General features: G+C 68.6%; 17 protein-coding genes. 6 read left to right on the top strand and 11 right to left on the bottom strand.

Annotated features, from left to right (window positions below):
• The 6 genes from OO70_RS23295 to OO70_RS23330 all read right to left on the bottom strand — a co-directional run bounded on the left by OO70_RS23295 (position 1) and on the right by OO70_RS23330 (position 6,183).
• Positions 1 to 732 (bottom strand): ABC transporter permease, encoded by a 732-nt coding sequence (locus tag OO70_RS23295; RefSeq protein WP_043674733.1) that lies wholly within the window; start codon positions 730 to 732, stop codon positions 1 to 3.
• On the bottom strand, positions 729 to 1,652 hold the full coding sequence (locus tag OO70_RS23300; RefSeq protein WP_199827381.1) for an ABC transporter ATP-binding protein: 924 nt from the start codon (positions 1,650 to 1,652) through the stop codon (positions 729 to 731). The genes OO70_RS23295 and OO70_RS23300 overlap by 4 nt, the downstream gene beginning before the upstream one ends.
• A gap of 153 nt (positions 1,653 to 1,805) precedes the next feature.
• The gene (locus OO70_RS55405; protein ID WP_456113479.1) at positions 1,806 to 4,001 is read right to left on the bottom strand and encodes a hypothetical protein; all 2,196 of its coding nucleotides are present in this window, start codon (positions 3,999 to 4,001) and stop codon (positions 1,806 to 1,808) included.
• Between the two features lie 687 nt (positions 4,002 to 4,688).
• Positions 4,689 to 5,108, bottom strand: a complete 420-nt coding sequence (locus tag OO70_RS23320; protein ID WP_043674747.1) for a DUF6113 family protein — start codon at positions 5,106 to 5,108, stop codon at positions 4,689 to 4,691.
• A complete protein-coding gene (gene mshB / locus OO70_RS23325; protein WP_043674750.1) occupies positions 5,108 to 5,965 on the bottom strand; it encodes an N-acetyl-1-D-myo-inositol-2-amino-2-deoxy-alpha-D-glucopyranoside deacetylase in 858 nt (285 codons plus the stop codon). Before mshB ends, OO70_RS23320 begins: the two co-directional genes overlap by 1 nt.
• Before the next feature lie 23 nt (positions 5,966 to 5,988).
• A complete protein-coding gene (locus OO70_RS23330; RefSeq protein WP_043674753.1) occupies positions 5,989 to 6,183 on the bottom strand; it encodes a hypothetical protein in 195 nt (64 codons plus the stop codon).
• A 202-nt stretch (positions 6,184 to 6,385) separates the two neighbouring features.
• Here OO70_RS23330 and OO70_RS23335 point away from each other — a divergent pair, with 202 nt between their 5' ends.
• Positions 6,386 to 8,503, top strand: a complete 2,118-nt coding sequence (locus tag OO70_RS23335; RefSeq protein ID WP_043674756.1) for a prolyl oligopeptidase family serine peptidase — start codon at positions 6,386 to 6,388, stop codon at positions 8,501 to 8,503.
• A 150-nt stretch (positions 8,504 to 8,653) separates the two neighbouring features.
• Here OO70_RS23335 and OO70_RS23340 read toward each other — a convergent pair whose 3' ends face one another.
• From OO70_RS23340 to OO70_RS23360, 5 genes are read right to left on the bottom strand one after another with little or no spacing between them, the layout of a single operon-like run.
• Positions 8,654 to 9,739, bottom strand: a complete 1,086-nt coding sequence (locus tag OO70_RS23340) for an ABC transporter ATP-binding protein (protein WP_043674758.1) — start codon at positions 9,737 to 9,739, stop codon at positions 8,654 to 8,656.
• Positions 9,732 to 10,706 carry an ABC transporter ATP-binding protein gene (locus OO70_RS23345; protein WP_043674761.1) on the bottom strand — a complete coding sequence of 325 codons (975 nt, stop codon included), beginning with the start codon at positions 10,704 to 10,706 and terminating at the stop codon, positions 9,732 to 9,734. Before OO70_RS23345 ends, OO70_RS23340 begins: the two co-directional genes overlap by 8 nt.
• A 9-nt stretch (positions 10,707 to 10,715) precedes the next feature.
• Entirely contained in the window at positions 10,716 to 11,696 is a 981-nt protein-coding gene (locus tag OO70_RS23350) for an ABC transporter permease (RefSeq protein WP_043674764.1), read from the bottom strand.
• Positions 11,689 to 12,612 carry an ABC transporter permease gene (locus tag OO70_RS23355; protein ID WP_043674767.1) on the bottom strand — a complete coding sequence of 308 codons (924 nt, stop codon included), beginning with the start codon at positions 12,610 to 12,612 and terminating at the stop codon, positions 11,689 to 11,691. The genes OO70_RS23350 and OO70_RS23355 overlap by 8 nt, the downstream gene beginning before the upstream one ends.
• Positions 12,613 to 12,618: 6 nt before the next feature.
• Positions 12,619 to 14,256: a peptide ABC transporter substrate-binding protein gene (locus OO70_RS23360; RefSeq protein ID WP_043674770.1), complete on the bottom strand. Its 1,638-nt coding sequence runs from the start codon at positions 14,254 to 14,256 to the stop codon at positions 12,619 to 12,621.
• Between the two features lie 450 nt (positions 14,257 to 14,706).
• Here OO70_RS23360 and OO70_RS23365 point away from each other — a divergent pair, with 450 nt between their 5' ends.
• The 5 genes from OO70_RS23365 to OO70_RS23385 all read left to right on the top strand — a co-directional run bounded on the left by OO70_RS23365 (position 14,707) and on the right by OO70_RS23385 (position 20,805).
• A complete protein-coding gene (locus OO70_RS23365) occupies positions 14,707 to 15,732 on the top strand; it encodes an ABC transporter permease (protein ID WP_199827383.1) in 1,026 nt (341 codons plus the stop codon).
• A gap of 93 nt (positions 15,733 to 15,825) precedes the next feature.
• A complete protein-coding gene (locus tag OO70_RS23370) occupies positions 15,826 to 17,556 on the top strand; it encodes an ABC transporter substrate-binding protein (protein WP_234336910.1) in 1,731 nt (576 codons plus the stop codon).
• Positions 17,557 to 17,662: 106 nt separating this feature from the next.
• Complete coding sequence (locus tag OO70_RS23375; RefSeq protein ID WP_043674779.1) at positions 17,663 to 18,643, top strand: ABC transporter permease; 981 nt, start codon at positions 17,663 to 17,665, stop codon at positions 18,641 to 18,643.
• A 49-nt stretch (positions 18,644 to 18,692) separates the two neighbouring features.
• Entirely contained in the window at positions 18,693 to 19,733 is a 1,041-nt protein-coding gene (locus OO70_RS23380; RefSeq protein ID WP_043674780.1) for an ABC transporter ATP-binding protein, read from the top strand.
• Between the two features lie 25 nt (positions 19,734 to 19,758).
• Positions 19,759 to 20,805 (top strand): ABC transporter ATP-binding protein, encoded by a 1,047-nt coding sequence (locus OO70_RS23385; RefSeq protein ID WP_043674782.1) that lies wholly within the window; start codon positions 19,759 to 19,761, stop codon positions 20,803 to 20,805.
• Position 20,806: the final 1 nt, after the last annotated feature.

Consider the following 20,806-nt stretch of genomic DNA (forward strand, 5'->3'; position numbering starts at 1 on the left):
TCACGCCTTCAGCGTGTCCTTCCGGTACAGCCACGCCGCCCCGCCCGCGAAGAGCGCGAAGTAGACGACGAGGAGGGTGACGTCCTTGGCGTGGGGCGACTGGCTCTGCTCGATGGCCTGCCCCAGGGCAGCGTACGCGTGCGTGGGCAGCCACTTCGCGATGTCCTGCAGCCAGGTCGGGAAGGTCGAGGACGGGAACCACAGGCCGCCGAGGATCGACAGACCGAAGTAGATGATCATCGTGATCGGGCGGACCGCGTCCCCGGAGGCGAGGTAGCCGATGGCGACGCCGAGCGCGGCGAAGACCAGGCTGCCGGCCCAGATCGCGCCGGTCAGCGCGAGCCACTGCCAGGCGTCCAGGCGTACGTCCTTCACCACGGCGGCGACGATGAAGACGACCACGATGGACGGCAGGCTGACGACCGCGGCGCTCGCGGTCTTGGCGAGGACGTAGCCGCGCCCGGGCAGCGGGGTCAGCCGCAGCTGCCGTACCCAGCCGTTCTCGCGCTCCTTGGCGATGCGCTCGCTGTTGCCCATCAGGACGGCGGTCAGGGCGCCGAAGGAGGCCATGGAGACCATGACGTACTTCGCGATGCTGAGGCCGGTGCCGTCGACGGTGCCCGTCTGGTTGGAGACGAGCAGGAAGATGACGGAGGGGTAGATCACCGAGAAGAACAGGAACTTGCGGTTGCGCAGGGCGCGGGTGATTTCCAGTTTGATCAGGCTTTTCATGACTGCTTGGCCTCCTCGGCCTCCGTGATGGCGACGAACGCCTGCTCCAGACCGAGCCCGGCGACTTCGAGGTTGCGGGGGTAGACGCCGAGGCCGTAGAGCGCGTGGACGGTCGCGTCGGCGTCGGTGGACTGGATGCGGATGGTCTGGCCCGACACATCGACCGAGGTCAGGAAGGGGAGGGACCGGATCGGTGCCTCGTCGATCTCGCCGTCCAGGTCGAAGGCGATCCTCCGGGCGCCCGCCTTCGCCTTGATCTCGGCCGAGGTGCCGTCGGCGAGCAGCCGGCCGCGGTGCAGGACCAGGACGCGGTCCGCGATGGCGTCGGCCTCTTCGAGGTAGTGGGTGGCGAAGAGGACCGTACGGCCCTGGTCGGCCTGTTCGCGCATGGTGGCCCAGAATGCCTGCCGGGCGGAGACGTCCATGCCGGTGGTCGGTTCGTCGAGGACGATCAGGTCGCTGTCGCCGGCGGTCGCGAGGGCGAAGCGGACGCGCTGGGCCTGGCCGCCGGAGAGCTTGTTGACCTTGCGGTCGGCGATCTGGCCGATGCCCGCACGGGCGATCACATCGCCGACCTTGTACGGCTTCGGGTGCAAGTCGCAGGCCAGCTTGACCAGTTCACCGACCGTGACCTCGTCCATCAGCCCGCCGCTCTGCAGCATCGCGCCCACCCGCCCGGCGACGATCGCCTCGCGGGGGCTGGTGCCGAAGACCTCGACCTTGCCGGTGTCTGCCTGCTTGAGGCCGAGCAGCAGATCGAGGGTGGTCGACTTGCCGGCCCCGTTCGGACCCAGCAGGGCCACCGTCTCCCCCGCGTGCAGCGCGAGCGACAGCCCGTCGACGGCCCGTACGCTGCCGTAACTCTTGCTCACCTGGTCGAACCCGACCACCGGGGTGGTCGTCGCCGCTGTTGTCGTCATGGCACCCATCGTGTCCGCCGGGGGCCGGTTCCCGGCAGTGTCTGCGGTCCGGTGTGCCGCATGACAGATGTCATGCCGGGGAGGGTGTCCTACGACGAGAGGGCCACCCGGCGTCCGTGCCGGGTGGCCCTCTCGTTCGTCCAGGCAGTGCCGCTAGCTGGGGGTCGTGTCGATGATCCCCACCCGGTCGGTCTTGCTGATCAGCGCCTTGCGCAGGGCGAGGTACACGTCCTCGGGCGTGACGGCGGTCTTCTGGCCGGTCGCCCTGGTGATCTTGACGCCGTCGAAGGTGCTGCCGTAGAGCGTCTTGAGGGCGGTGAGGTCGGGGCTGTCGACGAGCTTGCCGTTCACGGCCTTCACGCCGAGGAACTTCCACAGCGAGTTCTGCGGGCTCAGCTTCAGCTGGACCCCGGTGTCCGTCTCGACCGTGACGAACCCGGACATCGCCGGTTCCGCGAAGGCCTTCATCTCGCGGTCGACCTCGGCGTTCGTGACCGTCGGCTGCTTGGTGGTCGTCGGGACCGTCACCGCGGTGGCCGTGCCGGTCTCCACCTCGGTGCGGTACGCCTCCTCCACGGCCGTGACGGAGCCGGACGCGTCGATGGCCTTGCCCGCCTTGCCGTAGACGGCGACCGCCTTGCCTGCCTTGAACTGGATCGTGCCCTCGGTCACCGCGCCGGAGCCGGAGCCGCCGCCGAGGTCCGAGAGGGCGGCGGCCAGCTTCTCCTCGTCGACCGGCATGTCGGGCTGGACGACCCGGTGCTGGCCGAAGAGCGAGCCGATCACGGAGACCGGGTTGTAGTCGCTGGTGGCGGCCGAGCTGACCGTGGACGCGAAGTCGAACTGCAGCCCCGCCTGGTCCGGCTTGAGCGAGACCGTCTTGCCGCCGACCGACAGCTTCAGCGGCTTGTTCACCCGGTCGCCGAACGCGTCGTCGAGCTTCTTGACGGCGTCGTCGCGGGTGCCGCCGCCGATGTCGACGCCGAGCACGGTGGTGCCCTTGGGCACGTCGGTGTGGTTCATCAGCAGCCCGGCGCCGTAGGCACCGCCCGCGATGACGAACACGCCGACGACGAGCAGGACCAGCTTGCTGCGGCCCTTCTTCTTTTTCTTCGCCGCGCTCTTGCCCGCGTTCTTGGCGGCGGGCGCGCTCTGCGTCGAGCCGGGCTCGGGCAGCTTCGGGGGCGTGTGCGGCAGCGGTCCGTCGGGGTGGGTGCCGGTGCCGAACGGCGCGTTCCCGGCGCCCGGGACGACCGGCATGCCGCTGGTGACGGTGTGTCCGGAGACCTGGTCGGCGGGGGCGCCGTAGCCGGGCATGCCGGGCTGGGCCAGCTTCTGCGGGGTGAGGATCGCGGTGTCGTCGCTGAGACCGCCGCCGGGGATCATGCCGGGGAGACCCGCGCCGCCGGGCGCGCCGGCGCCTGTACGGGGACCGCCGGGACCCATTCCGGGGCCGCCGGGGACGCCCGTGCCGGGACCACCGGGTCCCGTACCGGGGCCGCCGGGACCCGCGCCGGGACCACCAGGGCCTGCGCCAGGACCGCCGGGACCGCCAGGGCCCCTGCCGCGACCGCCGTGCCGGCCGGAACCCGTGCCCGGGCCGCCGGGGCCACCCGGACCGGCGAGTCCACCGGGACCGCCAGGGCTACCGGCGCCGTTCGTGCTGCCCGGTCCGTCGGCGTAACCGATCGGCGCGCCCGGTGCTCCGCCCATGGGGCCGGGCGGCAGCATCAGGCCGTTTCCGGTGACCGGACCGCCGGTCGGGCCCGCGGGACCCTCGGGGCCGCCCTGACCGCCGCGCCCGTTCGGGCCGTTGAAACCGCTGGGCCCACCGGGACCGCCCGGGCCGCCGGGACCACCGGCGCCTCCGGGACCCATGCCCTGGCCGCCGGGCCCGGGGAACTGCTCGGCACGCCCGCCGGGGCCACCGGACCCGGGGAAACCGCCCGGCTCGCCCTGGCCGTTGGACCCGGGATAGCCACCTTGGTCACTCTGGCCGTTGGGACCGGGGAAACCGCCCTGCTCGCCCTGGCCATTGGACCCGGGATAACCGCCCTGGCCGCCCTGGCCGTTGGGACCGGGGAAGCCGCCCTGCGTGCCCTGCCCGTTGTCCGAGAAGTACGGCAGGTCGTCGCGGCGCGGTTCGCCCTGGGCGTTGTTCGGGCCGCCGCCGTTCGGGCGTGAGCCGTTGCCCAGCGGGCCCGCCGCCAGTGCCTCGGTCACGTCGAAGGAGCCGGTGCCGCCACTGTGTCCGGGGGCGACGGGTCCGGAGCCGGTGGCACCGCCGACTCCGGCGCCGTTCGTGCCGCCGTTCGCGCCGCCCGGCCGGGAAGCGCTCGGCAGACCCATGGCGCCGACCACACCACCGGGGCGCGCGCCCGTCGGCCGTGCGGCAGCGGGCGTACCCGACGGGGCACCAGGACCCGGGGTACCCGCGGCCGAACCGCCGGGAATTCCGGCGCCGTTGGTGCCACCACCGCCCTGACCGCCCTTCGCGGGGCCGGACTTGCGGGGTGCGAACCAGTCGCTGGTCTTCTCCTCGGCGCCGGGCAGCGCGAGTTCACCGGTCGGCTCGACGACGCCCGCGGGCAGCGCGGAACTCGGCAACTGCACCTCGGCGGTCGTGGACGCGTCGGCGGACTCGGTGTCCGTGACGGGCGTGCGCACGACGACCGGCGGAATGGGCCGCGAACCGGGGATGTTGATCCGGATCCGGGTCGTCAGCGTCGTCTCGGTCTTGCGTTCCTCCGGCTGCGCGGCCGAACGCCCCGCATCCGTACGGTCGTCGGAAGCCGCGGGCGTCCCGTACGGCGGGGTCCCCGAGGGGTAAGCGGCTCCGCCGCGCCCGTCGGGCCCGGAGGACGGAGTGTCAGTTTCACGACTCAAGGCAGGTTCTCCCGGTTGGCTCCGCCGCCCGACACCCACGGGCGACTCGGCGGCGCGCACCACCATACTGGCCACTTCTTGGCGGGATCCCACGACCGCTGGGGAAACCCACACCGGACTCGCACGGGTGCGTCACCGCGAAGTGGTACGTCACTTGCCAAGTCGGACCTCAGGGCTGCTTGGTTGCCGCCCCAAACCCAACGTGGCACACATCACAGCTACGGCCATCCCGCCGAGCAGGAAGAGATAGGAACCGACTCCCGCGCCGAAGAGGAAGTCGCCTTCCGGTCGGCTGGCGGTGAGCAGGATGACGGCGACCATCCAGCCGGCCGCGGGTGCCACGGCCCCGCCCCGGCCGTCGGAGGCTCTCGCTCCGCCGAGGAACAGTCCGCCCGCTCCGGCCAGCGCGAGCAGCAGCCCGCCCGGGAACCACGCGGCCTGCACCAGCGCCCCCGCCGCCCCGACGACCGCCCCGAGCACGAAGAGCCCGAAGTAGGCCAACACCCGTAGCCCGGACGGCCGTTGCAGCGGCTGGGCGAGCAGGCTTCCGCCGCCCTGGTTGGCGCTCATCACAAACCCAGCCCTTCGAAGAGGTCGGTCTCGGGCGCCCCACCGGGTACCCCGTGGACCAACTCGTAGTACTCGGTGGTGAATACGGGCTGCGCGAGCTCGTTCGACAACACGAAGTACGGCTGATCCGGGGCCACTTCGATCTGGGTGGCGTGCGCACGCAGCGCCGCGGTCTTGGCGGCGGCGTAAGCGGTGCCGTCGATCACGGCGGTGATCCGCCCGTCGTCCACGACACCCGGTACGTCGTCCACGGCGGCCGGCGCGGCGAAGGGCAGCTCCGGCAGCGCGTCACGCAGCCGCGCGAAGCCCTCCTCGACGACGGTCCGGGGCACGCGGTTCCAGTAGACCTTGGCGATCGGATGCCCGGCGTCGGCGGCGAGTTCGGCGGCGCGCATGGCGACGCGGTGGGCCTGGATGTGATCGGGGTGGCCGTAGCCGCCGTCGGGGTCGTAGGTGACCAGGACCTGGGGGCGTACCTCGCGGATCACCTCGACGAGGTGTCCGGCGGCCTCGTCGACGTCGGCCTGCCAGAAGCAGGCGGGGTCGTCGTTGTCCGGGGTGCCCATCATCCCGGAGTCCTCGTAGCGGCCGCGGCCCCCCAGGAGGCCGTGGTGGGCGACCCCGAGCGCCTTCATGGCGGCGCTGAGCTCGCGCTCCCGCTCCTCGGCCAGCACGGAACCCGACAGATGCCGCAATTCCGGCGGGATGACCTCGCCGTGCTCGCCAAGGGTGCACGTCACCAAGGTCACGTGGGCACCCTCGGCCGCGTACTTGGCCATGGTCGCGCCGTTGTTGATCGACTCGTCGTCCGGGTGCGCGTGCACCAGCAGCAGACGACGGCCGGGCAGTTCCGTCATGGGCCCACCCTAAAGGGGACCCGTCAGAACTTGATGCTGCCGATCATGCTGGCGATGTTCGTCGTGAGATCGCTGATCGTGGGCGCGATCGTCGAGGAGGCCAGATAGAACCCCAGGAGGATGCAGACGACCGCATGCCCGCCCTTCAGCCCTGATTTCCTGACCAGAAGGAAGACGACGATCGCCAGCAGCACCACCGCCGAAATCGAGAGTGCCACGGCGGCTCACCTCCAATGATCCCAGGGACTAGGGGGGTCGGACTATGGGGGCAGTGGATCCATGGCGTGGATCCGTAGAGCAAATCCATACAGCGGCCAGCAGGTTCATACCCACCAAGCGCTAGTGATCATAACTATCCGCGCTCGCGCATCGCTCGGCGCACGGCCGCACAAGGGGGCGCATGGCCAATATGGTCGGGGCATGACGACCGAGGCTGACTCCTTCCCCCGACGGCACGCCCGTACCCAGCGGTTCACGCTCGGCGCGCCGCGCGCGTTCACCGTGTCGCCCGACGGTTCCCGGGTCGTGTTCCTGCGCTCCTCCTCCGGCACGGACCGGGCGAACGCGCTGTGGGTCCTCGATCCGGCGGACGGCAAGGAGCGGCCGGCAGCGGACCCGCGCACCCTCCTCGGCGGCGCCTCGGAACACCTCTCCCCCGAGGAGCGGGCGCGCCGCGAACGCAGCCGCGAGGGCGGTGCGGGGATCGTCGGCTACGCCACCGACAGCGAGGCCGAGTTGGCGTCTTTCGCCTTGTCAGGGCGGCTTTTCACGGCCGAGCTGCGGGCCGGCACCGCACGCGAACTCCCGGTCCCCGGACCGGTGATCGACCCGCGCCCCGCCCCCGACGGACGGCACATCGCCTACGTCACCGGCGGCGCCCTGCGCGTCGTGGGTGCCGAGGGCGACGGCGACCGGGCGCTCGCCGAGCCGGAGTCGGACCAAGTCACCTACGGGCTGGCCGAGTTCATCGCGGCCGAGGAGATGAGCCGTACGCGCGGCTTCTGGTGGTCGCCGGACTCGGACCGGCTGCTGGTCGCCCGCGCGGACGACACGCCCGTCCAGCGCTGGTGGATCGCCGACCCGGCCCACCCCGAGCGCGAACCGCAGCGGGTCGCGTATCCGGCGGCGGGCACGGCCAACGCGGACGTACGGCTGTACGTGATCGGTCTCGACGGGGTGCGCACGGAGGTCGTCTGGGACCGGGCGCGGTACCCGTATCTGGCGCGAGTGCACTGGTCAGCGGCGGGTGCGCCGCTGCTGCTGGTGCAGGCCCGGGACCAGCGCAGCCAGCTGTTCCTCGCCGTGGAGCCGGACTCAGGGGCGACCCGGATGGTGCATGCCGACGAAGATCCAATTTGGCTTGATCTTTTCCCTGGCGTGCCCTGCTGGAGCCCCTCCGGGCAGCTCGTGCGGATCGCCGACGAGGGCGGCGCCCGGGTGCTCGCGGTCGGTGAACGCCTGCTCACAGGACCGCAGTTGCACATCCGCGCGGTGCTGGACGTCTCGGACGACAGCGTGCTCGTCTCGGCCTCGGCCGGTGAGGCCGCGCCGGCCCCGGAGACCGGCGAGGTGCACGTCTATCGCGTCAACGAGCTCGGCCTGGAGCGTCTCTCGCAGCAGCCCGGCGTGCACTCGGCGGTGCGCGCCGGGGGCGTGACCGTACTGGTGTCGGCGGTGCCGGACCGGCCGGGCACCCAGGTACAGGTGCTGCGCGAGGGCAGGAAGACGGTGACGATCACGTCGTACGCCGAAGATCCCGGTATGTCCCCGCGCATCACGTTCACCGAGGGGGGCGCACGGCGCGTCCCGTGCGCCCTGCTTATGCCACGGGACTACGACGGCAGCGGCCCGCTTCCGGTTCTGCTGGACCCTTACGGCGGTCCGCACGGCCCGCGCGTGGTCGCCGCGCACAACGCGCACCTCACCTCGCAGTGGTTCGCCGACCAGGGTTTCGCGGTGCTCGTCGCCGACGGCCGCGGCACCCCAGGCCGCTCACCGGCCTGGGAGAAGGCGATCCACCGCGACTTCGCACTCTCCCTCGACGACCAGATCGACGCGCTCCAGGACCTCGCGAAGTCCCACCCCCTCGACCTCTCCCGGGTGGCCATCCGCGGCTGGTCGTACGGCGGTTGGCTCGCGGGCCTCGCCGTGCTGCGCCGCCCGGACGTCTTCCACGCGGGCATCGCGGGCGCCCCGGTCACCGACTGGCGGCTCTACGACACCCACTACACGGAGCGGTACCTGGGCGACCCGGCCGCGGACCCGGAGGCGTACGCGAAGAGCAGCCTGGTGACGGACGAGGGGCTCTCCTCACCCGCCGACCCGCACCGCCCGCTGATGATCGCGCACGGCCTCGCCGACGACAACGTGGTGGTCGCGCACTCCCTGCGACTGTCCTCCGCACTACTGTCCGCCGGCCGCCCGCACGAGGTGCTGCCGCTGTCCGGGGTGACGCACATGACCCCGCAGGAACAGGTCGCGGAGAATCTGCTGTTGCTTCAAGTGGACTTCCTGAAGCGAGCGTTGGCGATGGTCTAGGTACGGCAACGGACCGGGGCGACATGGCGCGCCCCGGTCCGTTTACGGCACCCGCACGGCCGTACGTTGTTCAGATTGACGCGTCCGTATATCGAGACCGGGTCGGCGGAGTTGCCTGCGTGTTAACGCAGTTGATACCTGTTTGTGGGGTTATTCCGTCCCATCCGCAAGATCGTCCGGGGTCGCTTCGGGGGTTTCCTCCTGGGGTACGACCGTCTTCTCCTCCGCGAAGTGACAGGCCGAGTCGTGCGCCGCGGGCCCCGTCACGAGCCGGAACTCGGCCGGCACCGCGAGCAGCGGGACCTCCAGCGCGCAGCGTTCCTGTGCCTTCCAGCAGCGGGTGCGGAAGCGGCATCCGGACGGGATGTCCGTCGGCGACGGCACGTCCCCCGACAGGATGATCCGCTCCCGGTGCTCCCGCGCGTCCGGGTCGGGCACGGGCACGGCGGACAGCAGCGCCTGGGTGTACGGGTGCGTCGGGTGGTCGTAGATCTCGGCGTCCTTGCCGATCTCCACGATCCGGCCCAGGTACATGACCCCGACCCGGTCCGAGATGTGCCGGACGATCGACAGGTCGTGCGCGATGAAGACGTAGGAGAGGTCGAACTCGTCCTGGAGTCGGTCGAGGAGGTTGATGACCTGCGCCTGCACGGAGACGTCGAGCGCGGAGACCGGTTCGTCGGCGACGATCACCTCCGGGCGCAGCGCCAACCCCCGTGCGATGCCGATGCGTTGGCGCTGGCCGCCGGAGAACTGGTGCGGATACCGGTTGATGTACTCGGGGTTGAGCCCGACGACGTCCAGCAGATCCTGAACCCGCTTGCGCCGGTCGCCCTTCGGCGCCACCTCGGGGTGGATCTCGTACGGCTCCCCGATGATGTCGCCCACCGTCATACGGGGGTTGAGGGAGGTGTACGGGTCCTGGAACACCATCTGGATGTTGCGTCGGGCGGCCTTCAGGGCGCGGCCCGACATCTTGCTGATGTCCTCGCCCTTGAACTTGATCGAGCCTTCCGTCGGCCGCTCAAGGTTGACCAGCATCTTGGCCACTGTCGACTTGCCGCAGCCTGACTCCCCGACGATGCCGAGGGTCTCTCCCCTGTTGAGCGTGAAGTCCACACCGTCGACGGCCTTGACGGCACCGACCTGTTTCTTGAAGAGGATGCCCTGGGTCAACGGGTAGTGCTTGACCAGTCCACTCACTTCGAGGATCGGCTCAACTGTTGACTCAACCATTGAGGCACTCCCTCCAGAAGTGGCAGGCGCTGCCCCGGTGTTGATCGACCTCGTACAGCTCGGGTTCATCGGTCCGGCACACGTCCTGGGCCATCGGACAGCGGGGGTTGAAGGCGCAGCCGGGCGGGATGTGCATGAGGTTCGGCGGCAGGCCCTTGATGGCGTACAGCTCCTGGCCCTTCTGGTCCAGGCGCGGGATGGAGTCCAGCAGGCCGCGCGTGTACGGGTGGGCCGGGGACTTGTAGATGTCGTGGACGGGGGCCGACTCGACGATCCGGCCGGCGTACATCACGGCGATCTTGTCGGCGACGTCGGCGACGACTCCGAGGTCGTGGGTGATGAGGATGAGCCCCATGTGCAGCTCGCGCTGCAACTCGGCGAGCAGGTCCATGACCTGTGCCTGGACGGTGACGTCGAGGGCGGTGGTCGGCTCGTCGGCGATGATCAGCGCCGGTTCGAGGGCGAGCGCCATGGCGATCATGATGCGCTGGCGCATACCGCCGGAGAACTGGTGCGGGTAGTCACGGACGCGCTGGGCCGCGCCCGGAATCCGGACCCGCTCCATCAGCTCGATCGCCTTGGCGCGGGCGTCCTTGCGGGACATCCCCCGGTGCACGATGAACATCTCGCCGAGTTGGTCGCCCACGGAGAGCACGGGATTGAGCGAGGACAGCGCGTCCTGGAAGATCATCGCCATCTCGGCACCGCGGACCTTGCGCCGTTCCTCTTCCTTGAACTTGAGGAGGTCCTTGCCCCGGAACAGGATCTCGCCGCCGGTGATCTTCCCCGGCGGCACATCGAGAATCCCCATCACGGCCTGCGCGGTCACGGACTTCCCGGACCCCGACTCCCCCAGCACGGCGAGGGTCTCCCCCTCGTCCACGCTGTAGTTGACCCCGTTGACGGCCTTGGCGACCCCGTCCCTGGTCCTGAACTCCACATGCAGATCCCGCACTTCGAGCAGCATGACGCCGCCTCACCTCAACTTCGGATCGAGGGCGTCGCGCACCGCGTCGCCGAGCATGATGAACGCGAGGACGGTGATCGCCAGGGCTCCGGCCGGCCAGAGGAGCATGTGGGGGGCGTTGCGGATGTACTGGGACGCCGAGGAGATGTCGATGCCCCAGCTGACCGTGGGCGGCTTGAGGCCCACGCCGAGGTAGGACAGGGTCGCCTCCAGCGAGATGTACGTGCCGAGGGCGATCGTGGCGACGACGATCACCGGTGCGACCGCGTTCGGGGTGATGTGCCGTAGCAGGAGGCGGGAGTTGGAGGCGCCGAGGGCCCTCGCGGCCTGGACGTAGTCGTTCTGTTTGGCGGTGATGACCGAGCCGCGGGCGATGCGGGAGATCTGCGGCCAGCCCAGCAGCACCATGAAGCCGATGACCGGCCAGACCGTGTTGCTGGTCACCACGGACAGGAGGACCAGACCGCCCAGGACCACCGGGATCGCGAAGAAGATGTCGGTGAGGCGGGAGAGGATCGAGTCCCAGATCCCGCCGAAGAAGCCGGCGAGTCCGCCCAGCACCGAGCCGAAGAGCGCGACTCCCAGCGTGGCCAGCACGCCGACCGTCACCGACGTACGGGTGCCGTAGACCGTGCGCGTGTAGACGTCGCAGCCCTGGCCGTCGTAGCCGAAGGGATGGCCCGGCTGGGAGCCCTCCTGGGCCTTTGCGAGGTCGCACTTGAGGGGGTTGCCCGAGGCGATCAGCGAGGGCCAGAGGGAGATGACGATCAGGAAGAGGATGACGAGCGCGGAGATGATGAAGACCGGGTTGCGGCGCAGGTCTCGCCAGGCGTCGGACCAGAGGGAGCGGGGCTTCTCCTGGGGGCCCGTGCCTTCCGGGCCGCCGGGTGTCTTCTCGAGGGTCTCCGCCTCGCTCGTCGCGAGGTCCATCGCACCGCCCATGCCGGTCCCGGCGATGGCGCGATCCGGCTCGAACGGCTGCTCAGGCATAGCGGATCCTCGGGTCGAGTACGGCGTACAGGAGGTCGACGAGCAGGTTGGCGACCAGGAAGACGAGGACGAGGACGGTCACGAAACCGACCACGGTCTGCGTGTTCTGGCGCACGATCCCCTGGTAGAGCTGGAAGCCGACGCCGTGGATGTTGAAGATCCGCTCGGTGACGATCGCGCCGCCCATCAGGGCGCCGATGTCGGTGCCGATGAAGGTGACCACGGGGATGAGTGAGTTGCGCAGGAGGTGGCGGATGATCACCCGGCGTCTCGGCAGGCCCTTCGCCACGGCCGTGCGGACGTAGTCGGAGCGCCGGTTCTCCGCGATGGACGTGCGGGTCAGCCGGGTCACGTACGCGAGCGAGACCGAGGCCAACACCAGCCCGGGGACGATCAGTTCGCTGAACGTCGCGTCCGTGGAGACGGACGGTTTGATCCAGCCCCACTCGACGCCGAGCAGCAGTTGCAGAAGCAGACCGGTGACGAAGGTCGGGATGGAGATCACGACGAGGGTGAGCAGGAGGACCGTGGTGTCGATCGGGCGTCCGCGCCGGAGGCCGGTGACCACACCCAGCGCGATGCCGACGACGACCTCGATGACGATCGCCACCACGGTCAGCCGGATGGTGACCGGGAACGCCGTCGACATCAGCTCGGTGACCTTCTGCCCGTTGAACGCCGTACCGAAGTCACCGGTGAAGACGTTCCCCATGTAGGTCAGGTATTGCTGCCACACGGGCTTGTCGAGCCCGAACTCCCGCTTCAGCTGGGCGGCCGTCGCCGGGTCGCACTGCCGGTCGCCGCACAGGCCCGCGATGGGGTCGCCCATCACGTTCACCATCAGGAAGATCAACAGTGTGGCGCCGATGAAGACCGGGATCATCTGCAGCAGACGCCGGGCGACGTACCGTCCCATGCGGGCTCAGCCGACCTTGATCTCGTTGTACACAGGGACGCTGAACGGGTTGAGCGCCACGTTGGAGAGCCGGTCGGAGTAGCCCGCGCTGCCGTTCTGGTACCAGAGCGGGATGGCGGCCATGTTGTCGCGGACGACACCCTCGGCCTGCTGGAAGAGCTTGATCGCCTTGCTCGTGTCCGTCTCCGCGTTGGCCTGGTCCACGAGCTTGTCGAAGTCCTTGTTGGACCACAGGCCGTCGTTGGAGGAGGCGTTGGTGTAGTAGAGCGGCTGGAGGAAGTTCTGGATGAGCGGGTAGTCCATCTGCCAGCCGGCCCGGAACGGCCCGGTCATCTTGTGCTGGCCGATCTGGTTGCGGAAGTCGGCGAAGGTACCGACCGGGTTGCCGACGCACGCCTTGTCGTTGCCGAGCGCGTTGTTGATGGAGTTGCACACGGCGTCCACCCACTCCTTGTGCGAGCCCGTGTCCGCGTTGTACGTGATCTTGACCTGCCCGCCGGGAATGCCGCCGCCCTCCTGGACCAGCTTCTTCGCCTCGGTGGGGTTGTACTTGCAGGAGTCCCCGCACAGCCCGTCCTGGAAGCCGCCCGCGGTGCCGAGCACCGGGGAGGTCCAGTCGGTGGCCGGGGTGCGGGTCTTCTGGAAGATCGTGGTGGTGATCTGGTCCCGGTTGATGGCCATCGACAGCCCCTGGCGGACCTTGTCCGAGCCGCTCTTGTTCCAGTTCTTGTCGTAGTACGGGAACGCGAGGGTCTGGATGATCCCGGCGGGCGTGTTGATGTACCGGCCGCCGAGGTCGCTCTTGACGTTCTTGAGCTGCGAGGCCGGGATGTCGTCGACGAGGTCGAGGTTGCCGGCCATCAGGTCGGTGTAGGCGGTGTTGTTGTCGGTGTAGACCTTGAGGGTCACGCCACCGTTCTGGGCCTTGTCCGCACCGGTGTAGCCGTCCCACTTCTTGAGCTGCATCTGCGAGCCCTTGGTGTACGAGGAGATCGTGTACGGGCCGTTGCCGACCGGCTTCTTCAGCCAGCCGGCGTGGTCGGAGAAGAACGTCGACGGCAGCGGGGAGTAGGCCGCGTAGCCGAGGGTGTCCGGGAAGGTCGAGAACTTCTGGGTGAGCTTGACGGTGAAGGCGTTCGTGCCGGTCACCTTGAGCCCGGTGAGTGTGTCGGCGCTCTGTGACCCGCTGTCGGGGTGGGTCTTGTCGTAGCCCTCGATGTACCCGAAGAAGTACGCGTTCTTCTGGTTGTTCTTGAGGCTGGCGCCGTAGTTCCACGCGTCGACGAACGACTTCGCGGTCACCGCCTCGCCGTTGCTGAACTTCCAGCCGCTCTTCACCGTGACCGTGAAGTTCTGCGAATCCGTGGTCTCGATCTTGTCGGCGAGCATGTCCGTGGCCTTGCCGGTCTTCGGGTCGTACCGCTTCAGACCGCGGAAGACCATGTCGAGGACCTTGCCGCCCTGCACCTCGTTGGTGTTGGCCGGCTCCAGCGGGTTCTGCGGGTCGCCCCAGGAGGCGCTGAGCACCGCGCTGCCGTCACCGCCGCCGCCGCTGCCGCTGCTCCCGCCGCCCCCACAGGCGGTCGCCGCGAGGGCTACCGCCGCCGCGCAAGCGGCCCATTTGGCGTGCGTGGCTCCACGCATCGAGTGCCTCCTCAGGAAAGCCGATCCCTGCTGATCCGTTACCGGTCAATATCGGCTTAAAAGGAGCACATCGCCTGCGGGCCCACCCGTTCGGGGGACCTCCGACCTCTGTTCAGTCGATCTTCGGCAGGGAGCACAATGGATCACCGCGAAGCGATGCGGAACCGTTGGATTGTGACGCCCCGATGTACGCATTCCGATACTTGGGCGTCCGCATAACGAACTCATTGCCCGTTTCGCGTAGTTGGCCCGACATAAAGCACGGATCGATCACGGGGTGCTACACGCGTAGCTACGGAACAGTCAAAGTGAAGCAAAGAAGGTAAAGAGAAACCCAAGTCGACCCAGATTTTATTGACCTTGCATGAATTGCGTTGAAAAAGTCCGGCGTAGCCCGTAGGGGAGTGCCCTGCGGAGTCTCATCAGACCCTCCCTTGGGCCAGGAGCACCATGACCCCCCCAACTCCATCCGCGGCCCCGCTCGAGGTGACCGACGAGAGCGCCGAGAAGTCGATCACTTCTCCCGACTCGAAGGCCGGCGAGAGCAGGTCTCCCGGACAGCTCGCGTGGCGCCGCTTCAAACGGGACCGTACGGGCGTCATATCGGCGATCGTCGTGATCTTCTTCTTCGCGATCGCGCTGGCCGCTCCCCTGATCTCCAAGCTGTACGGGAAGGATCCGTACACGACATACGCGAGCCAGGACCCGAGCCTGCTCGACGCCTTCTCGTACCCGGCGGGCGCGAACGGCGGCATGAGTTCGCAGTTCTGGTTCGGAATCGAACCGCAGCTCGGCCGCGACGTCTTCACCTTCCTGATCTACGGCATCCGGACCTCGCTGGGCATCGCCCTGGCCGCCACCCTGATCACCACCGCCGTCGGCGTCGTGGTCGGCGTGGCCGCGGGCTACGTGGGCGGCAAGACGGACTACATCGTCGGCCGGATCATCGACATCGTGCTGTCGATCCCCTCGACGCTGTTCATCATCGCCTTCATGCCGGTGGTGTTCGGGCTCTTCGTCGCCGCCGACGACAACATCCCGACCTGGCTGCGGGCCACCGCGCTCATCCTCATGATGTCCCTCTTCGGCTGGGCGTCGATCGCCCGTCTGCTGCGCGGCCAGGTACTCGGCCTGCGCGAGCGGGAGTTCGTCGAGGCCGCCAAGGTGACCGGGGCGTCACCGGCGCGCATCGTGTTCAAGGAACTCCTGCCGAACCTGTGGACCCCGATCCTCATCCAGTCCACCCTGCTGCTCCCGGCCTTCGTGACCTCGGAGGCGGGCTTCGCCTTCCTCGGTGTCGGCATGATCGACCCGACTCCCGACTGGGGCGTCATGATCCAGCGGGGCGCCCAGTTCTACACCCAGGACTTCACCTTCATGCTCTTCCCGGGTCTGGCCATGGTGATCTTCGTCCTCGCGTTCAACCTGCTCGGCGACTCGGCGCGCGACGCGCTCGACCCGAAGTCCAAGCGCTGACCCATCTCTCATCTCCGGCCCGGTCAATGTCGTCCGGCTGGTCCGTCCCACCCGTAAGGCAGGGTTACTGTGTCTTTTTCCCGTAGAAACTTCATGATCGCCACCGGTGTGGTGGCCGCGTCGAGCTCGGTGCTGACCGCCTGTGGCGGCGGCAACTCGACCTCGAACACCAAGGTCCCCTCGGTCAGCAAGGCCAAGCAGAGCAAGATCGGGGTCGGCACGAAGGCCGACTCGACGGGCCCCGCCCCCGAGGTCGCCGGCGCGGTCAAGGGCGGGACGATCTACGGGCTCGACCAGTTCGACATGGACCACCTGGACCCGGCGCAGATCTACGTCTCCACCGAGATCCTCATCACCACGCCGATCATGCGCGGCCTGACCGGCTACAAGCTCGACTCCAAGGGCGGCGCCACCCTGGTCGGCGACGCGGCCACGGACGCGGGCACGGCCAAGGACGGCGGCAAGACCTGGTCGTTCACCATCAAGGACGGCATCAAGTGGGAGGACGGCTCCGACCTCTCCATGGACGACGTCCGGCACACCTTCGAGCGCCTCTTCGCCTCCTTCGTCACCGAGGGCCCGCGCTACGTCCAGCAGTTCCTGGTGGGCGGCGACAAGTACACCGGTCCCTACGAGGGCAAGAACCTCGACTCCATCGAGATCGACGGCAAGACCATCACCTTCCGCCTCAACGAGGCCCGTGGTGACTTCAACTTCACGCTCGCCGAGCGGGCGTACTCCTTCGTGAAGAAGTCGAAGGACACCAAGGAGAAGTACGACAAGCAGCCGTTCTCCTGCGGCCCGTACAAGATCTCCGCCCGTGACGTCGGCAAGTCCATGACGTACACCCGCAACGAGCACTGGGACGCGGCGACGGACCCGATCCGCAACGCCTACCCGGACAAGTACCTGTTCCAGTTCGGCTTCGAACTGCTGGCCTCGACCGACCGCTACATCGCGGACAAGGGCAACGACCAGTACACGATGTCGATCTTCAACGAGGTCGCCCCGGAGCGGATCGCCACGGTCCTCACCAACGCGAAGCTCAAGCAGCAGGTGCTCACCGCGGTCGACACGGTCACCTACTACTGGCCGATCAACACCACCCGGATCACGGACGTCAGGGTCCGCCAGGCCATCAACTACGCCTGGCCGAACCAGCAGTTGCAGACCATCCGCGGCGGCGCCTCCACCAGCGAGATAGCGACGACCATCTTCTCCCCGGTGACGCCCGGCTACACGGAGTTCGACCTCTACGGCAAGACCACGAAGCCCGGCGGCGACCCGGTCAAGGCCAAGGCCCTCCTCAAGGAGGCCGGCAAGGTCGGACAGAAGCTGGTCATCGCCTACCAGACGTCGGACAACGCGGTGAAGCAGGCCGTGGCGATCAAGAACGCGCTGGAGGCAGCCGGCTTCACGGTCGTCAACAAGCAGATCGACAAGTCGACCTTCTACACCCAGATCGGCAAGATCGACAACCAGTACGACCTGTTCGCGGCCGGCTGGAGCCCGGACTGGCCGGGCGGCTACTCGGTCTTCTACCCCTGCTGGGACGGCGAGAACATCGGCGACGGCCGCAGCAACTACGCCCAGCTGAAGAACGCGAGCGTCGACAAGGCCATCGCGGCCGCCTCCCTGATCACCGACGCGGACGCGGCCAACAAGGCCTGGGGCGCGATCGACAAGCAGGTCATGGAACTCGCGGCCTGTGTCCCGGACTACCACGCCATCCGCAACTGGATGCACGGTACGAAGGTCGGCGGCTTCGTCTACGACGCGGGCAACACCGGTATCGCGCTCACCAGGCTCTACGCCAAGGCGTAGGCGCCACCGCCACCACAGGGGGCGGCCCCCACCCCGGGCCGCCCCCCACCGGCTCCACACCCCTCACGCCCCGGCAACGGCGCCCCGTCCGGAAAGTCCTGACCCCATGTTCCGCTTCCTTGTCCGCCGTACGATCGGCGCGCTGGTCATCCTCCTGATCGTCAGCGCCATCACGTTCTGGCTCTTCTACGCCGTCCCGCGTGACCCGGCCATGATGTCCTGCGGCAAGAACTGCACGCCGGCCTCGCTGGCGCAGATCCGGCACAACCTGGGCATCGACCATCCGATACCGGTCCAGTACTGGTACTGGCTCAAGGGCATCTTCGTCGGGCGTGAGTACAGCGGCTTCGGACACTGCAACGCGCCGTGCCTCGGCTACTCCTTCGCCAACAATGAGCCCGTCTTCGGCACGATCATGGACCGGCTGCCGCTGACCCTCTCGCTCGCCTTCGGCTCGGCCGTCATCTTCCTGATCTTCGGTGTCGGCACCGGCATGATCGCGGCGCTCAAGCAGGGCAAGTTCCTGGACAAGTTCGCGACCTCGGCCTCGCTGCTCGGCTCCTCGCTGCAGATCTACTTCGTCGGCTACATCGCGCTGTACTTCCTGACCTTCAAGCTGGGCATCCTCGACCAGCCCTCGTACACGCCGCTGACCGACAACCCCGTCCAGTGGTTCTCGGGCCTGCTGCTGCCGTGGATCGTGCTGTCGATCATCTTCACCGCCAACTACACCCGTATGGCCCGCTCCCAGCTGGTCGAGCAGCTCAGCGAGGACTACGTCCGCACCGCCCGCGCCAAGGGCCTCTCCCGTGCCAACGTGTTCCTGCGCTTCGCCTGGCGCGGCGCGATGGGCCCGATCGTCACGGTGTTCGGCATCGACCTGGGCACGCTGATCGGTGGCGCGATCATCACCGAGCAGGTCTTCAGCCTCCAGGGCATCGGCCGCCTCTCGGTGATCTCGGTCATCCAGAGCGACCTGCCGATGCTGCTCGGCGTCACGGTGCTGTCCGCGGCCGCGATCGTGTTCTTCAACATCTTCGTCGACGCCGCCTACGCCTTCATCGACCCGCGGATCCGGCTCGCCTGACCCTCCGCCCGTACCCCCTACCCCCCGCATCGCCCCCAGGAGCGTCTCCGTGACGAGCACCGATCAGCAGCCCTTCCTCTCCGTCAGGGATCTCAAGGTCCACTTCTCCACCGAGGACGGCATCGTCAAGGCCGTCGACGGACTCTCCTTCGACCTCGCCAAGGGCCAGACCCTCGGCATCGTCGGTGAGTCGGGCTCCGGCAAGTCCGTCACCAACCTGACGATCCTGGGCCTCCACGACCGCGACCGCACGGCGATCGACGGCGAGATCCTGCTCGACGGCAAGGAGCTGCTCACCGCCACCGAGCGAGAGCTCGCGCAGCTGCGCGGCAACAAGATGTCCATGATCTTCCAGGACGCGCTGGCCTCACTGTCGCCGTACCACACGGTCGGCAAGCAGATCAGCGAGGTGTACCGCAAGCACACCGGTGCCTCCAAGAAGGAGTCCCGCGAGCGCGCGATCGAGATGCTGAAGCGGGTCGGGATCCCGCAGCCCGAGGTCCGGGTGGACGACTACCCGCACCTGTTCTCGGGCGGTATGCGCCAGCGCGCGATGATCGCCATGGCCCTGGTCTGCGACCCGGAGCTGCTGATCGCCGACGAGCCGACGACGGCCCTCGACGTGACGGTCCAGGCCCAGATCATGGACCTGCTGAAGGACCTCCAGCAGGAGTTCGGCACCGCGATCGTCTTCATCACCCACGACCTCGGCGTCATCGCCGACATCGCGGACGACGTCCTGGTGATGTACGGCGGCCGGTGTGTGGAGCGCGGTACCAAGAAGGAGGTGCTGACGGACCCGCAGCACCCCTACACGCTCGGTCTGCTCAGCTCCATGCCGAGCCTCGAAGGACCGGTCGACGTGCCGCTGATGCCGATCCCGGGCTCGCCGCCCTCGCTGCTCAACCCGCCGTCCGGCTGCCGCTTCCACCCGCGGTGCGCCTTCGCCGAGAAGGTCGCGGGCGGACGGTGCTCCAGCGAGTCGCCCGTGCTGGAGGTGGTCGACGGCCGGGGCTCCGCCTGCCACCTCACCACCGCGCAGCGCCAGGAACTCTTCGCCGATCTCGCCGCCGTAGCCCAGCACAACTGACGTACTAGAAACGGGACTTCCCATCATGAGCGACACAACTCCCCTCCTGGACGTCAGCGGGCTGACCAAACACTTCCCGATCAAGGGCGGCTTCCCGATCCGGCGTACGGTCGGTGCCGTGCAGGCGGTCGACGGCCTCGACTTCCAGGTCGGCGAGGGCGAGAGCCTGGGCCTGGTCGGCGAGTCGGGCTGCGGCAAGTCGACGACGGGCCGCCTGATCACCCGGCTGCTGGAGCCGAGCGCGGGCAAGATCACCTACAGCGGCCAGGACATCACCCACGCCAACCGCAAGGCGCTCGCGCCGATCCGGTCCGAGATCCAGATGATCTTCCAGGACCCGTACGCCTCGCTGAACCCGCGCCAGACGGTCGGCAAGATCGTGGCGGGTCCCATGGAGATCAACAACATCAACCCGGCCGGCGGCCGAGAGGCCCGCGTCCGGGAGCTGTTGGAGATCGTCGGCCTCAACCCCGAGCACTACAACCGCTTCCCGCACGAGTTCTCCGGCGGCCAGCGCCAACGCATCGGTGTCGCCCGCGCGTTGGCCCTGGAACCGAAGCTGATCGTCGCGGACGAGCCCGTCTCCGCCCTGGACGTCTCGATCCAGGCCCAGGTCGTCAACCTGCTCCAGAAGGTCCAGCGGGAACTCGGCATCGCGTTCGTGTTCATCGCCCACGACCTGGCGATCGTCCGGCACTTCTCACAGCGGGTCGCGGTAATGTACCTCGGCAAGATCGTGGAGATCGCCGACCGCGACGACCTGTACGGCAACCCGCGCCACCCCTATACGCGGGCCCTGTTGTCCGCCGTGCCCGAGGCCACGGTGGACGAGACGCCCGCCCGGGAGCGCATCCGGCTGGCCGGTGACGTGCCGTCGCCGATCAACCCGCCCACCGGCTGCCGCTTCCGCACCCGCTGCTGGAAGGCGACGGAGAAGTGCGCGACGGAGGCTCCGCCGCTGGTGCAGGTCGAGGGCAACAAGCCCGGCCACCTGACCGCATGCCACTACCCCGAGACGGCGGACACCGTTCCGGCACCCCGTCTCTCCAAGGACCCCGAGGCGGCGGCCTGAC

This window comes from Streptomyces xylophagus, assembly GCF_000716435.1.
GTDB classification, from domain to species: domain Bacteria; phylum Actinomycetota; class Actinomycetes; order Streptomycetales; family Streptomycetaceae; genus Streptomyces; species Streptomyces xylophagus.

Excerpts from the sequence above, each read along its gene's own strand:
- OO70_RS23300 (WP_199827381.1), bottom strand. The coding sequence starts at position 1,652 with ATGACGACAACAGCGGCGACGACCACCCCGGTGGTCGGGTTCGACCAG.
- mshB (WP_043674750.1), bottom strand. The coding sequence starts at position 5,965 with ATGACGGAACTGCCCGGCCGTCGTCTGCTGCTGGTGCACGCGCACCCG.
- OO70_RS23340 (WP_043674758.1), bottom strand. The coding sequence starts at position 9,739 with ATGGTTGAGTCAACAGTTGAGCCGATCCTCGAAGTGAGTGGACTGGTC.
- OO70_RS23365 (WP_199827383.1), top strand. The coding sequence starts at position 14,707 with ATGACCCCCCCAACTCCATCCGCGGCCCCGCTCGAGGTGACCGACGAG.
- OO70_RS23370 (WP_234336910.1), top strand. The coding sequence starts at position 15,826 with ATGATCGCCACCGGTGTGGTGGCCGCGTCGAGCTCGGTGCTGACCGCC.
- OO70_RS23350 (WP_043674764.1), bottom strand. The coding sequence starts at position 11,696 with ATGCCTGAGCAGCCGTTCGAGCCGGATCGCGCCATCGCCGGGACCGGC.
- OO70_RS23385 (WP_043674782.1), top strand. The coding sequence starts at position 19,759 with ATGAGCGACACAACTCCCCTCCTGGACGTCAGCGGGCTGACCAAACAC.
- OO70_RS23360 (WP_043674770.1), bottom strand. The coding sequence starts at position 14,256 with ATGCGTGGAGCCACGCACGCCAAATGGGCCGCTTGCGCGGCGGCGGTA.
- OO70_RS23335 (WP_043674756.1), top strand. The coding sequence starts at position 6,386 with ATGACGACCGAGGCTGACTCCTTCCCCCGACGGCACGCCCGTACCCAG.
- OO70_RS23375 (WP_043674779.1), top strand. The coding sequence starts at position 17,663 with ATGTTCCGCTTCCTTGTCCGCCGTACGATCGGCGCGCTGGTCATCCTC.
- OO70_RS23295 (WP_043674733.1), bottom strand. The coding sequence starts at position 732 with ATGAAAAGCCTGATCAAACTGGAAATCACCCGCGCCCTGCGCAACCGC.
- OO70_RS23355 (WP_043674767.1), bottom strand. The coding sequence starts at position 12,612 with ATGGGACGGTACGTCGCCCGGCGTCTGCTGCAGATGATCCCGGTCTTC.
- OO70_RS23320 (WP_043674747.1), bottom strand. The coding sequence starts at position 5,108 with ATGAGCGCCAACCAGGGCGGCGGAAGCCTGCTCGCCCAGCCGCTGCAA.
- OO70_RS55405 (WP_456113479.1), bottom strand. The coding sequence starts at position 4,001 with ATGGGTCTGCCGAGCGCTTCCCGGCCGGGCGGCGCGAACGGCGGCACG.
- OO70_RS23345 (WP_043674761.1), bottom strand. The coding sequence starts at position 10,706 with ATGCTGCTCGAAGTGCGGGATCTGCATGTGGAGTTCAGGACCAGGGAC.